General features: G+C 49.0%; 12 protein-coding genes and 1 pseudogene. 7 read left to right on the top strand and 6 right to left on the bottom strand.

Annotated elements, in window-relative coordinates; genetic code table 11:
- Positions 1 to 40: 40 nt before the first annotated feature.
- The 6 genes from ACQ76X_RS25605 to ACQ76X_RS25580 all read left to right on the top strand — a co-directional run bounded on the left by ACQ76X_RS25605 (position 41) and on the right by ACQ76X_RS25580 (position 9897).
- The gene (locus tag ACQ76X_RS25605; RefSeq protein WP_038598111.1) at positions 41 to 961 is read left to right on the top strand and encodes an ABC transporter permease; all 921 of its coding nucleotides are present in this window, start codon (positions 41 to 43) and stop codon (positions 959 to 961) included.
- 15 nt (positions 962 to 976) lie between these two features.
- On the top strand, positions 977 to 1861 hold the full coding sequence (locus ACQ76X_RS25600; RefSeq protein WP_341097379.1) for a carbohydrate ABC transporter permease: 885 nt from the start codon (positions 977 to 979) through the stop codon (positions 1859 to 1861).
- A gap of 51 nt (positions 1862 to 1912) precedes the next feature.
- Positions 1913 to 3580, top strand: coding sequence for an extracellular solute-binding protein (locus ACQ76X_RS25595; RefSeq protein WP_438496560.1), 1668 nt, complete (start codon positions 1913 to 1915; stop codon positions 3578 to 3580).
- A gap of 135 nt (positions 3581 to 3715) precedes the next feature.
- The gene (locus tag ACQ76X_RS25590; RefSeq protein ID WP_438496559.1) at positions 3716 to 5557 is read left to right on the top strand and encodes a sensor histidine kinase; all 1842 of its coding nucleotides are present in this window, start codon (positions 3716 to 3718) and stop codon (positions 5555 to 5557) included.
- 12 nt (positions 5558 to 5569) lie between these two features.
- Complete coding sequence (locus ACQ76X_RS25585; protein WP_438496638.1) at positions 5570 to 7096, top strand: response regulator transcription factor; 1527 nt, start codon at positions 5570 to 5572, stop codon at positions 7094 to 7096.
- 176 nt (positions 7097 to 7272) lie between these two features.
- Positions 7273 to 9897 carry a family 16 glycosylhydrolase gene (locus tag ACQ76X_RS25580; protein ID WP_438496557.1) on the top strand — a complete coding sequence of 875 codons (2625 nt, stop codon included), beginning with the start codon at positions 7273 to 7275 and terminating at the stop codon, positions 9895 to 9897.
- Positions 9898 to 9977: 80 nt separating this feature from the next.
- On the opposite strand, the gene ACQ76X_RS25575 is transcribed toward ACQ76X_RS25580, so the two are convergent.
- The gene (locus ACQ76X_RS25575; RefSeq protein ID WP_438496555.1) at positions 9978 to 10208 is read right to left on the bottom strand and encodes a DUF7660 family protein; all 231 of its coding nucleotides are present in this window, start codon (positions 10206 to 10208) and stop codon (positions 9978 to 9980) included.
- Between the two features lie 580 nt (positions 10209 to 10788).
- A complete protein-coding gene (locus ACQ76X_RS25570; RefSeq protein ID WP_438496553.1) occupies positions 10789 to 11661 on the bottom strand; it encodes a DNA-binding protein in 873 nt (290 codons plus the stop codon).
- A 300-nt stretch (positions 11662 to 11961) separates the two neighbouring features.
- On the opposite strand from ACQ76X_RS25570, the gene ACQ76X_RS25565 reads away from it, so the two are divergent.
- Entirely contained in the window at positions 11962 to 12288 is a 327-nt protein-coding gene (locus tag ACQ76X_RS25565; protein ID WP_438496552.1) for a helix-turn-helix domain-containing protein, read from the top strand.
- A 243-nt stretch (positions 12289 to 12531) separates the two neighbouring features.
- Here ACQ76X_RS25565 and ACQ76X_RS25560 read toward each other — a convergent pair.
- The 4 genes and pseudogenes from ACQ76X_RS25560 to ACQ76X_RS25545 form a co-directional block, all read right to left on the bottom strand.
- A pseudogene (locus ACQ76X_RS25560) lies at positions 12532 to 12690 on the bottom strand (TipAS antibiotic-recognition domain-containing protein); the annotation flags it as partial.
- An 8-nt stretch (positions 12691 to 12698) separates the two neighbouring features.
- Positions 12699 to 13232 (bottom strand): YceI family protein, encoded by a 534-nt coding sequence (locus ACQ76X_RS25555; RefSeq protein ID WP_438496550.1) that lies wholly within the window; start codon positions 13230 to 13232, stop codon positions 12699 to 12701.
- 235 nt (positions 13233 to 13467) lie between these two features.
- Positions 13468 to 13878, bottom strand: coding sequence for a contact-dependent growth inhibition system immunity protein (locus ACQ76X_RS25550; RefSeq protein ID WP_438496549.1), 411 nt, complete (start codon positions 13876 to 13878; stop codon positions 13468 to 13470).
- A gap of 48 nt (positions 13879 to 13926) precedes the next feature.
- Positions 13927 to 14427 (bottom strand): NADase-type glycan-binding domain-containing protein (locus tag ACQ76X_RS25545; RefSeq protein WP_438496548.1); only part of this gene is annotated, 501 nt, incomplete at its 5' end.

The raw sequence follows: 14427 nt of genomic DNA, 5'->3' as shown, positions 1-14427 counted from the left end.
CTTTTTTCTTACGATGAAGAGGAAGGGGGGGACACGAGACATGTTTCAATTCCAAACGAAACAAATGAAAGCGTTTTTTAGACAGTGGCAGATGCAAAGCATGGTCATTCCGGGAATCATCTGGATGTTGATCTTTTGTTATTTTCCGATGCTGTGGCTCATTATCGGCTTTATGGACTATAGTATCGCGAAGCCTATGCTAGAGTCGCCGTTCGTCGGACTGAAGCACTTTCAGGATTTTGTGACGGACGACCGGTTCTGGCGTTCGATCCGCAATACGCTGGGGATGAGCAGCATCAAGCTTGTGCTAGGGTTTCCGATTCCGATTTTGTTTGCTCTGCTGCTGGGCGAAATCCGCAGCCTGCGCTTCAAGCGCACTGTGCAGACCATTTCGTACCTGCCGCACTTTATCGCCTGGACGATCTTCGGCGGCATTGCGCTCAACTGGCTGGGCGAAGGCGGTGTGGTCAACCAGCTGATGATGACACTCGGACTACAGAACCGCGAAATTCTCTTTAACAGCGACCCGAAATATTTCTGGTGGATTACCTTTTTTACCGATACGCTGAAGGAAACAGGCTGGAGCGCCATCATCTACATCGCGGCTATATCCGGCATCGATCCTGGTCTGTACGAGGCCGCGGAGCTTGACGGAGCGGGCCGCTGGCAGCGCATGTGGCACATTACCGTGCAGAGCATCCGTCCGACCATCGCTATTCTGTTCATCCTCGCCGTCAGCGGCATTCTCGGCAGTAACTTTGAGCAGATCTTTATGTTAAAAAACAATATGAACATGAAGATGGCCGAGAGTCTCGATCTCTATATCTATAACATGGGACTTGTATCGGGACGCCATTCTTTCTCAACAGCCGTTTTATTTGCCCGTTCCATCGTGGCGCTGGGGCTGCTGTTTATGGCGAATCAGACATCCAAAAAATTGACTGGCGACGGCATTTTCTAGAAAGGGGGCCAACCGGTGAAAAGACGCTCAGGACTAAGGGGCATCGGAGTATTTGAAGTCTGCAACACCCTCCTGATGCTAGGGGTATGCTTTCTGACGCTGTACCCCATGTGGTTCGTGCTTATTAACTCGCTTAACGCGCCGGAGCAGGCGTTGCTGGGCACCGTCAACTGGTTCCCGGAGCAGTTCTCGCTGGCCAGCTACAGCGTCGTATTTAACGACAAGACAATGATGAACGGGTTCGTAATTACGACCCTGCGCACCGTAATCGGGTCGGCTGCACATGTCTTTTTTACCGCCATAATAGCTTACGGCATGAGCAAGACGACACTGATCGGCCGCAAGCTATATATGAAAATCGCCCTGATTACCATGCTCTTTTCAGGCGGACTCATTCCAACGTTTATCCTGATGACGAAGCTGGGCCTGTACGACAACTTCTGGGTATTCGTCATTCCCGGCATGTACAGCTTTTTTAATATGGTCATCTTTATGAGCTTTTTCCGCACCATTCCAGACAGTCTCGAGGAATCGGCCAAGGTAGACGGGGCATCAGATTACGGCGTGCTGTTCCGGATTGTACTGCCTAACAGCATGGCTGTAATCGCTACCATCTCACTTTTCTCAGCAGTCTATCACTGGAACGATTATTATCAGGGCGTTATCTATATCCGCTCGCAGGAGATTCTGCCTTTGCAGACCATTTTGTACAAAATCATTGCCGAAAACTCCATGTCCTTCATGCAGCAGCAGGCAATGGCCCAGTTCGGGGCAAGGCTGCCCGGCAACTCCATAAAGTTCGCCTCCATGATGGTGGCTACCCTGCCGATTCTGGTGTTCTATCCCTTCATTCAGCGTTATCTGGTCAAAGGGGTGATGATCGGCGCTATTAAGGGGTGAACCGGATTCCCTAATCAGTAACCTACAAAAAACCGAAAGGATGATCTTCTTATGAAGCGTAAACCCGTTAAAAGAAGTCTGACTATCATGCTGACCTTGATGCTGTCGCTGGCTCTGGCCGCGTGCAGCGGGAATTCCGGCAATAATGAAAGCGCTCCGACCGCTCAGCCGGCAGACTCCACACAAGCGCCGCAGAACGAAGCAACGCTGAATCCCGATGAGCCCGCATGGAAACTGGACACGAGTCCAATCGATTTAACCTGGTTCGTCGGTGCCAACTGGTACGCCCACTCCTGGGGCGAAAGCTTGACCTCCAAGTACATTACAGAGAAAACAGGCGTCAATGTTAAGCTCGAAGTCCCTTCCGGCGAAGCAAACGAGCATATCACCTTAATGATGACCTCCGGCCAGCTGCCGGACCTTATCTCCATGGGATCATGGGAAACCGCTGTCAAAAAACTGTGGGAAGGCGACCATGTCTATGCCTTAAATGAACTGGCAGACCAGTATGACCCTTACTTCTACAAGGTGGCGGGTGACGGGACCCTGAAATGGTACCGGCAGGAAAACGGCAACACCTATGGCATTCCGAACGACTCTTACAGCCCGAACCTGATGCATGAAACGGGTATGACAGCGGCCAACCAGACGTTCCTTGTACGGAAGGATCTGTATGAAGAAATGGGCAGTCCAGACCTCAGCACCCCGGAGGGCTTTCTGAACGCGCTGCAACTGTTCAAGGATAAATATTCGAAATATAAGGGCCAGCCAATGAGCCCCTTATTCGCCCAAGGCAATGTGCCATACGGCATGACTGAATATCTGCATAATCTGTTGGCCATACCGCACGAGAAGGACGGAAAAGTATACGACCGCGTAACCGATCCCGAATATATTGCCTGGCTGAAAACATTCCGCACCGCTTACGAGCGCGGGCTGATCAACGTAGACTTCCTGGTGGATTCCGATACGCAGGTGGAGGAGAAAACGAATAACGCGCGCTATTTCATGATGATCCGCGAATGGTCCGGCATGACGGCCGTGAATCCGATGCTGGCTGCTAGCACCAATCCCGATTCGTATTATATCGCTGTGGATGGACCGCAGAACAGCAGCGGCGACAGCGCCAAGCTGTTCCCCGGCAATATGGACGGCTGGATGGTGACGATGATCAGCAAGTCGACCAAAAATCCGGAACGGGCCATCCGCTTCCTGACCTATCTCTCCAGCGAAGAAGGGCAGCACGATCTGTTCCTCGGCAAAGAAGGCGAAACATGGGAGACGGTGGACGGCAAGCCCCAGCTCAAGGCTGACATGCTGAACCTGATTGAGAGCGACATTGAGACGCTGGAGAAGCAGTATGGCGTGCTCGATACGTACTGGATGATGCGCAACCCGGTTATCGTTAACCAGTGGAGACCGGAGAAAGCACCTGTGATCAAGCAGATGGAGGACTTCGCCAACGCTCAGGCCGATATTGACAGCGGCATTTACAAGGGGCTGGACCCGCTAGGCGATTCCGAGGTTGCAGTAGCTTGGTCACGGATTTCACAGAACTGGGAGGAAGTGCTGCCGGAGCTGATTACAGCCAAGGATGAGGCTGCGTTTGACAAAATCTTCGCAAGCTTCCTTGAGCGCCGTGACAGTTACGGCTTCCAGCAGGTAATGGAGTTCCGCCAGGCCGAGCTGGATGTGCGGAAAGCGAAAATGGCCGATTAACAGTACTGCCGGCTGCCTGAGGGCAGCCGGTCTTGCCTGCTTACGCAGAAGTTTCAGCAAGTTCGCTCATTCTCCTGTTTACCTGCCTGAAGGTTTGTAATACATGGTATATTACAAATGTAGGGAGGTATGGGAATGAAGGCTGTATGGATGAAAATAAGGAAGCTTTACCGCAATTCCCGTATATCGCAAAAATTATTTCTGGCTTTCAGCCTGATGATTGCCATTCCTGCCATTGTGGTATCCTTCCTGTTTATCCGTGCGCAGGAAACCCAGCTCTACAAGGACGCCATGGCCACCGGCAGCAGCCACGTCTCGCGCCTGGAGGAACAGCTGCGCAGCCGCATGGATATGCTTGAGAACGCTTCCTCAACAGCTCTGACGCAGAAAGCATTTGTGGACTTCATTCATTCCGATATGCGGGCCGACGGTCTGCGGCTCGTCAAGTTCAGGCAGAATCAATACGAGCAAATGCATAATATTATTCAAAGCTACGACATGGTTAGCGAGCTAAGCTTCTATGTCGATAACCCGAACCTGTACGAGATCTGGCCGGAAATCTATCATTACGACCGCTTCTGGCCGCAGGACTACTGGAGGTCGCTGCGTGAAGAGAACGGAGCCGCTTACCGCTTGTTCTCCCTTCAGGACGGAGAGCATACGTTATCCTACTACAGATTGGTGCGCCTTCAGGGACAGCAGTACAAGCGGCCTACCATCATGGAAATCCGGACCCGGCACAGCGTCTTTTTCAGCAATCTTTTAGAGGAGGAGACAGGGGACAATTTCTTCTCTGTTGTCATGGATGGGACCGCTCCTTCACGCCATGTTTATAATACCTCGCATGCTTTTGCCCTGGACGCAGGCGAGCAGCTGGATGAGATCCTTACCCGCGTTCACGGGCAGCTCGACGTACTGCAGCATAACAATCCCGTCGAGGTCCGGGCGGGTGATCAGACCTATTATGCGCTATACCGTTACATCGCGCCGCTGGATGCCTATGTCATTGATATCGCTTCCCGCCATGATCTGATGAAGGGGCCGCGAAGCTGGTACCTGCTCGTCGTGGCCATTACATCCTGCGTGCTGCTGATGATGCTGCTGTTAGTTTCATATATGACCCGGCGCATTTTCCGCCGTCTGGAGATGGTACTGGCCTCCATGCGCAAGGTGCGCAGAGGCCAGCTTGATGCCAAGATCCATACAGGTCTTGGCGACAATGAACCCGGTGATGAAATCGACTATGTCGCCGTCAGCTACAACAACATGCTTGATGAAATTCAGCGCCTGATGACCCAGGTCGTTGATAAGCAGCTGATCGCCAAAAACGCACAGCTCCATTCGCTCCATTCGCAGATTAATTCCCACTTCCTGTACAACGCACTAGAGTCGATCCGGATGCATGCGGAAGTGGAGCGGCAGCCGGCCATCGCCGGTGCGTTGGTGTCACTCGGTTCACTGCTGCGTTACAGCATGCAGTGGCGGGGCGATACTGTCAGTCTCGGGGATGAGCTAGCCAATATTCAGAGCTATATCCGCTTCATTAACTTTATGGAAGGCAGCAGCTTCGAACTGCGGGCGGACCTTCCGCCTGAGGTGCTGCGCTACCCCATTCCGAAAATGTGCATGCAGCCCATTGTGGAGAACGCCGTGCATCATGCAGCGCCCCCGGGGAGCAGCGTCATTATCGAAATTAACGTAACCGTGGAGAACAACCTCATGCTTCTGATTGAAATCCGCGACAACGGAGCTGGCATCAGCACTCAGACGCTGAGCAATCTGCAAGAGGCGCTGGAGGATGAGTCGGATAACCCGATTGTCGCCAGCCAAAACGGCCTAGGATTAGAGAATGTGCACAAACGGCTGCAGCTGCACTACGGCAAGGGCAGCGGGCTTTCCATTGATAGCATACCGGGCGCCTATACATGCGTCACGATACGGTTGCCTTGGGAACAAGTCAATCTGGGGGGATGGTAAAAGTTGATCAATATGCTGATTGTGGACGATCAGAAGCATATCCGCGACGGCCTGCAGGCTATGGTGCGCCAATTCCCGCTCCAGCCGGACAACATTTACTGCGCGGGGAATGGCATAGAGGCGCTGCAGCTGCTTCGTCAGAACAGCATCCAGCTCGTCATTACCGATATCCGCATGCCCGATATGGACGGACTGACGCTGATGGCGCACGCACGGGAAGAGCACATCACAGCTGATTACCTGATCATTAGCGGATACGGCGATTTCGCTTACGCCCAGAAGGCGATCGAACTGGGAGCGAAGGGCTATTTGCTCAAGCCGGTGAACCGCGAGGATCTGCAAGCCTCGGTTGAGCATGTGTGGCAGGAAATCCGGACCCGGCAGGCGCTTTCGCGCAACATGGAGCAGCTATCCCGGCTCGCCCGGGAGACGGACCGCAAGGAACTCAGCCTATACATGCAGGGCTCGGTAAGCGATGAGGTGTGGGTGGGCGAGACGGAGCAGCAAAATGCAGAGCTATGGCGCAGCTACCGGCTCTGCCTGCTGCGCGAGGAGCGGCGGATTAACCAGCCGGGTGCCAGCAGCGCCCACAGCATGGAATCCATCGCCTACCGCGTGTATGGCAGTGAGGGCTTCATCTGCCTTCAGCACCGGCCGCACCTGATATTAGCCGTTGATGCCTCTGTTCCTACCGACAAGCTGCCCGCCGCTCTCAAGACCGCACAGATTGGCGCTACAGCCGTCATGACCGGGCCGCAGCAAGGGTTAAAGGCGCTTCCCTGCGCCTACGCCGTGGTCCAGGAGCTATACCGGCACAGCTATTTATTCCCCGAGCTGCGCTGTATGCTGCCGGAGAACATCGCGGGGCTTATGCAGCAGTGGCAGCTTCCCCACGAGGAGCTGTACGCTTTGTTCCGTTTCATCGGAGCTAACAACGACGGCAAAATCGCCGAGGGCATCTCGATGCTTTTTCACAAAGATGTGCTGCAGCGTTATCACATTCAGTACACCGATCGGTTATGCCGGGCTGTGGTGCAGATGCTGGAGGAGTACGAGTGGGTGATACGCCCTTACATGGGGGAAGATGCGCTAGATATTGAATCGCTGCGTAACCTGTATGACTATCCGGGCATCCGTGATTATATTCAGGCGCTGCAGCATCAGATGCTGCGTCTCAACCATTTCTATTACGAGTTTAAGTGCAGCTACCGTAACTCGCAGGACCTGAACGAAGCGATCCGCTTCATCCACGAAAATTACCACAAACCGCTTGATCTCGCCATGGTTTCCAACCATGTGTCGCTGAACTACGCTTATTTCTCCAACCTGTTCAAAAAGAATGTCGGTAAAGGGTTCGCCGAATACTTGCGTGATGTGCGGCTAGATAAAGCCCGGCGGCTGCTGGCCGAGACGGAATACAAAATCGTCGAAATCACGCCACTGGTTGGGTATGAAAGCTACAAAAGCTTCACCCGGGCCTTCCGCGAAGTCACAGGCATGCAGCCCACGGAATACAGACAGATGATCCGGCGGAAATAAGTGTGCCGATCCCCCTTTATGGGGGATTTTTGGGGTTTATCCTGCCTAAAGCCAAAATAATGGGCCTTCATATAAAATCCTGTACCTTTAACCCAATTGTTCCATTGGTTAGAATATAGATGTAATAATTTGTAAACGTTTTCTATTGTGCCAAACGATTCTAAAGGAGGGCAAGTATGAAACGAATGTACAAGGCTGAGATTAGGTTTACACGCAAAGTATGGAGCCTGTTCCTCGCGCTGGTGATGTTGTCGGGCATCGGCTTGTTACCAGCTTCCAGGGTTCAAGCGGCAGGCAACACTGTAACGTCCATGGCTTATTTCTCGGCGGCAGACGGGCCGGTCATCTCCAAATCCGGAGTGGGGCAAGCCAGCTTTGGGTTTGTTATGCCGGTCTTCAATGGAGGCGCCGCCAGCTGGAGCGACGTTTCCGGCGATGTGGGCGTTAAGGTGAAGAAAAGTGGCAATTGGGTAGACATCGACAGCGCAGGCGGTTATGTCTATAACCAGAACTGGGGACATTGGAGCGACGGAGGCGTGAATGGCTACTGGTTTACGCTAACCGCCACCACAGAAATTCAGCTATACTCTAAAGCCAATAGCGGAGTTACACTGGATTACACGCTTGTGTTCCAGAACGTTAACACTGCTACCATCACGTCGATGACTCCGACGCAAGGACCGGCACTTACGGCGGGCTTCACCGGCAGCGCAGGTTTTACGTATCCCATCTTCAACAACAATCCGGGCCTCATCTACGATGCGGTAGCTCACGATCTGAAGCTGTCCGTCAAGCCTGTTAGCGGCAGCCAGTGGATTAACATCGACAACAATGCGGCCAGCGGCTGGATCTATGACAGCAATTTCGGCCAATTTACTGAAGGAGGCGGCGGTTACTGGTTTAAGGTAACAGAATCGATCAACGTCAAGCTGGAGTCGAAGACCTCTTCCGCCAGCCTCATCTACACCATTACCTTCAATCAGCCTGTCCGCAACTCGTTCGTCCTCTCCGCTTACGACGGTACCACCTACACAGCGGACAAGAGCGGCGCCATCGGCTTCCCGTTACCTAAGATTGACGGAGGCGCACCGATTGGCAGCGAACTAGGCAACTTCGTGTATCAGATTAAAATAGGCGGGCAATGGGTCGATCTCAGCAGCTCCGGCCAGAGCGGATTCGTCTACTCGGGCAATGGATACAATAACATGTCCGCCGCCAACCAGTGGGGATACTGGGCAGACTACGTCTACGGCCTGTGGTTCCAGCCGATTCAGGAGAACATGGAAATCCGTATCGGCTACCCGTTAAACGGGCAGTCCGGCGGAAACGTCGGCAGCAACTATGTGTATTACAACTTTATTGGCAACCCCAATGCACCGCGTCCCGATGAAACCGACCATGAAGACATTGCCATCGGGACGCCAAGTGATCCGGCCATCGCCGGCATGAACCTCATCTGGCAGGATGAATTCAGCGGCACCGCACTCGATACAAGCAAATGGAATTATGAAACGGGCTATTACATCAGCGATGATATCAACAGCTGGGGCTGGGGCAATGCGGAGATGCAGCACTACACGAACAGTACACAGAACGTATTCGTGACTGGCGGACAGCTGAACATCCGGGCCTTGAACGATCACCGTTCGTTCCCGCAGGACCCGAACCGGTACGCGGAGTATTCCTCCGGTAAAATCAACACCAAGAATCATATGTCCCTTGAGTACGGCCGGGTGGACATCCGCGCCAAGCTGCCTACCGGCGACGGCATCTGGCCGGCGCTCTGGATGCTGCCGGAGAATTCCATGTACGGAGCCTGGGCTGCATCCGGCGAAATCGACATCATGGAAGCCAAAGGGCGGCTGCCCGGCACCACCAGCGGGGCTATCCACTTCGGCGGCCAATGGCCGGTGAACCGCTATATCGCCGGTGAGTATCACTTCCCGCAAGGGCAGACGTTCGCGAACGATTACCACGTCTATTCTATGGTGTGGGAAGATGACAACATCAAATGGTATGTAGACGGCAAATTCTTCTTCAAAGTAAGCCGTGAGCAATGGTATTCTGTCGCCGCGCCGAACAATCCCGACGCACCGTTCGATCAGCCGTTCTACCTCATCATGAACCTGGCAGTCGGCGGCCATTTCGACGGGGGCCGCATACCGGACCCATCCAGTATCCCGGCTACAATGCAGGTGGACTATGTGCGGGTGTACAAAGAAGGCACAGGCGGCGAAAATCCCGGCAACGTTCCAGTTAGCGGCGTCACCGTCACACCGTCCTCTTCCCAAGTAGAGGTAGGCAAGAGCATCCAGTTAACTGCGGGCGTAGCGCCTTCGAACGCTACCAACAAAGGGGTCAACTGGTCGGTCTCCAATCCCGGCATCGCCTCCGTCAACGCAACCGGCAGCGTAGCCGGCCTCGCGCTGGGCGTTGTCACCGTAACAGCCACAACCGCTGACGGCAGCAAAACGGCCGCCAGCACTATCACTGTCGTCACGCCGTCACCCGGCACCGTCGTCATCGGCGACAGCGTGCGCGGCCTGAAGAAGACCGCCAACAACCTGCAATTCTACGTTAACGGCGCGACCTTCGCCGACCTGCACTACAAAATTAATGGCGGCGGCCAGCTCAACGTCGCCATGACCTCTACAGGGAACGGCAACTTCACCTACCCGCTCCTCAACCTGCAGCAAGGGGATACAGTGGAATACTCCTTCACCTACAACCCGGGTGAAGGAGCGCTCGACACACCTTGGCAGACGTATGTGCATGGATTGACACAGGGAGTTCCGGAGTAGGGATTTAGGCGGGATGAGCTGATTAAGCGGAATGCAAACAACCAAGCGATGCCCCTGGGGCAGTGCTTGGTTGTTTTTACCTACTCATATATCTTTGAAGCGTATAAAATATCAGCAAATGTCTTCCAAGTTGGTTGTGATGGAATATTACTATAATCAGTAAGCCATGCTTCCATCGCTTCAAGATAGCTCTCTAAGGTTTGATTTTCCCAATCCCTATTATTCTGATTTAAATCATTTCTTAATTGACTTAAAAAGGAGATTAAATCCTCTTTTGATTTAACTTGGTTTACTAATTCGTGAATCTCCATTACATATTCCTCCAAGAAAATGCTTTTCTACTTTGTGTTTATTTGTGATATGGTTCTCCGCAACACTGTAACGGCGCACTTCCTTCAGCGGTTAACCTCGACCCGCGGATCTGCAGCCGATAATATGTGTACAGGGCTAGAACTTTTACATAATGGGTATTCTATTACTAGAAGGGAGCGTGAAGAGATGGCAACAGTATTTACTATAGCCATTCTGTCTTTTGTACGTGGCTTCATGCGGAAATCCTGCGGATCAGTACAAGCAAAAAAAATTCAACAAATACGTTTTTGTTTCGGCAATACTTATGTACCTATCTTGTGACTATATCCAAGCACAGACTTTTCAGTATAAGACAATATTCAATTTGTCATTTATCATCTCTTCTTTAGTGTCAATTCCGATCCATATTTTGCTTATAACATCACAGACTATATCGAGAAATAACGCTACACTTTGACAAGATACAAAAAATGAAAGGCCACCTGCATATTGCAAGTGGCCTTTCATTACCCGTTAACACCATGATTGAATGGAGTGATGTTTGCATTTGAAGGTGAAGAGGAAACCGGAATTAAAATACTAAGAAATGTCATCAGCATAAATGTAGCTACTAATGCTTTTTTCATGATGCACCTCCTGTAAAATATTTTTGTACTTACTCAGCTGCTCCGTTGTAGCAAGTGAACGAACGTTTTCAAACATAGCTATAGTTGTAAAAAATTCCCTGTATAAGTCCATTGTAACTGCTATTTGCATATAATCAAGCATATAATTTATTGCGATATCGTACCGCCGCTGGTTCAAACTATAGGCGGCAAGTTGATTCAGCAATTTTACGTAATACACCCGATTTCCAAGGTCTTCAAGCTCGGAAAAAGCATCTAAATGTTCAGGAATAGAGCTATAGTAATAATCGTCTATATCCCATTCATTCAGGTTTGCAGCCTCAAAAATTGTAATCAGTCCGGGCAGTGTTTCTTCATCATTTTCTTGTATAAAGTCAATATATTCTTTCAGTAATCCCCTCTTGCCAGACAACAAATCAACGGCATACCCGTTGGCCTTCGAAAACCCTTTAAAACGCTCGATTTCCTCTATGTCCTCATTTGTAGCATTCTCATACCATCCCAAATCTGCATATTTGGCTATGTATTCTCTAGCCCGATCAAAAAGACCTTGCTTCTGATAAACGATAGACTTCGCTAAATACCCGTAGCCAAAATAAAATATCAAAGGGCGCTTGATCATTTGGTTCAAAGGACTAACAATTTCGCCCCATTTTTTCTTATTTTCATACAAATGTTCAGCCAAGGATAAAATTTGATTAGCAATACGATCCGCTTCGTCCCAATTGTTCTGTCTATAGCTCAGTCGGAATAACTCGAACCCTTTATCCAGGGCATGTATATGCTCCGAAAGCAAATAAACATCATTGTCTATATTGTTCCCCACTACCAACGCCTCCGTAAAATAGATTTTTCACTAAAAAGGAGCCTCTTAGGTGTAATTATAGAAATATTATCTACATTATTACAAATATAACCAATACGTTCCCCATCAGTCAAATCCCTATAGCATTGAGGAGTTTAATCATTAAACTAAATATCAACAGAACTTTGTCCTTTTTGAAGATATTTACAGTATAACTCACGATACATATACGGACAATATTAAATTATTTTGAATCTTTTAGTGGCTACACTACATTTCGTCTATTGTCTACACTTCTTAGTAAGGGAGTAGATAACTTATATGAATCAAACTATTGCTGAACAAATTGGTGCTATTGTAAGGAAGTTACGAACTGAAAAGAGTTTAACCCAGCAGGAAATAGCAGATGAAATAGGCTCATCCTTCTCCTTTGTGGGCAGAGTTGAGCGCGGTGAAAGTAACATAACAATAGAGACTATCATAAAGATTTCGACCGCCCTGAATATTGAATTCTTTGAACTAATGAATTTAGGAGGCAAACAAGATAGCGAAGATATTATGGCAATTCATGCTTTGCTGTTAAAAAGAAGTGCTAAGGAACAAAAAAAAGCACTCAATATTTTGAAAGAGGTATTTGACGAAGTATAGAACTGTACAAAAGTCTAACTTGGTAGTGGGGTATCTCTATAATCCGTGTACAAAACGTGGGATGACGGCCCAATCCGGAAACAATTAATGTGTACAAAAACCAAGAATGGCCACGCCGATCATTGTGGCCATTCTTGAATTCGTGTACAATTCTATTTTTTCGCACTCGTGATGATGTATTTATTCTTTTGACTTGAACAATCGATACTCTGCAGCACCTTCTTGGTTGCATCCTTGATACCGCATTACATTTGATTGATATGACATACATTGTTCAAGATAACTTTTCCATTCTGTGATTAATTGCTGCACTTCATTTGAAGAAGGGGATTGATGAATACAGGATGCTATTTTTCTGAATACCCTTTCCATGTTTTGTTCAAATTTAGAATATAGGCTCGCTACCCTCGCTACTCTATTCTAATTGCCTCGATATAAAGCTCGATCTTCACTTCATTTCCGACGATTATACCACCCGTTTCCAGCGGCGAGTTAAATGACAAGCCAAACTCATTGCGTTCGATACTGGCTATTGAATGAAATCCTGCACGTTCCCGGCCACGAGGATCTTTGTTTAGTCCTTCAAAAACCGTGTGAAAAATGATGGGCTTTGTGACTCCATGCAGAGTTAAATTGCCCGTAAGTTCATATTGCCGTTCGCCAGCTAGGATGCAGCTAGTGCTTTGAAACGTAATGGTTGGATACTTAGCTACATGAAAGAAGTCGTCGCTCCTCAGGTGTTCGTCTCGCTGCGGTTGGCGGGTTGTGATGCTATTTGCGTCTATGGAAGCCTGAATACCCATAGTTGCCAAATCCTTTGGGTCAAAGCTTAAGCTTGCTTGAAAACGCTCAAATACTCCTTTAATTTTACTAATCATTAAATGCGTCACCAAAAACTCAACGGAGCTGTGGTCCGGATCTACTTCCCAATTGACATTGCTCATGAATAAATTCCACCTTTATGATAAGATTCTGAGTAGTTCGCACTATCTCCAAAGCACTGCGAAATTCGCATACTCCGACTATACAAAAACGCTACTGACAACGTAATGTCAGTAGCGTTTTAGCATTCATCAGCTTCCACGAGCATCCATGATCCTCCAACGGGTACAGCCCATAAGGAGCGACAGTACGATCGCTATGATAATCCTCTATGGAATCCGCAGTTCTTTTCTTGGATTACTCACTTCTGGGAGAAATGTACTGTTCAAGCATTGGTTTTAATACTTCAAGACAGTGATTGACTCCAATAACGATTGAATTAAACTCCCAATGTAAATCAATGTTTTCCTTCCAAAACTCATATCCTATATCTAACATGGCACAAAGCAGATCACCTGTATACCTCGCCCCTGATACAAACTCGTTCTCGGCTAATCGTTCAAGAGCAATAGGGACAAGATACGCTAAACAGAATTTCTGACCAATCATTAACCTTAAGTCTTCATTAGTGAAATCTTTTAGTGGTACTGTTCTAAGACGATGAACGTTTTTAACAAGGTTAGAATTGTATGTAGGTTCACCCCAATCCTCTCCATCTAATTCCTGCAAAGATTTTGTTATATCGAATTTAATTAAAGGATTTCCCATACACAATATCCTCGTTTCATTAGGATGAAATCCGTATGCTTACTTATATTACTTAAGTACAATTAATTCTGACACGCAGGTATCAACAAACTTTTTCCCAGGATAGGTCGATAGTATGGTTAATTTAATCTTGCTGACTTCTTGATCGATCTGACCGATCTGTTGCGAAAGAAGATATATGCTATTCTGATCTGCAACTTTCTTGGAATCGAAAGGCAAGTCAGCAAGATCAACATCTTCCGTTATCCATTCTGACTTATTATTAGTGCGCACAAGGTACGATAAGCGAATGGTTTTGATTCTTGCATTGTTCTCATAGCTCTCCTTGCTTTTCATATAACCGTTGATAATCCGCACACCATCAACATATGTACCTGGTTTCAACTCTAAAGTAAGGGTCTCCCCGATTCCAGTTCCTTTGGCGCCCTCAACCCATGCTGTATTCAGCTTCCCATCAAACATATTCGTAATTGTGTACTCTTTCCCTAACTCAGTAGAAGCAATTACGCTCTTGAACTGACTTATCGGTATTTTTGAGGCTGTAATATA

It is taken from the genome of Paenibacillus sp. IHBB 3054 (assembly GCF_051594305.1).
In the GTDB taxonomy this organism is placed as follows: domain Bacteria; phylum Bacillota; class Bacilli; order Paenibacillales; family Paenibacillaceae; genus Paenibacillus_AQ.
This window is presented reverse-complemented; position numbering and strand designations above follow the sequence as displayed.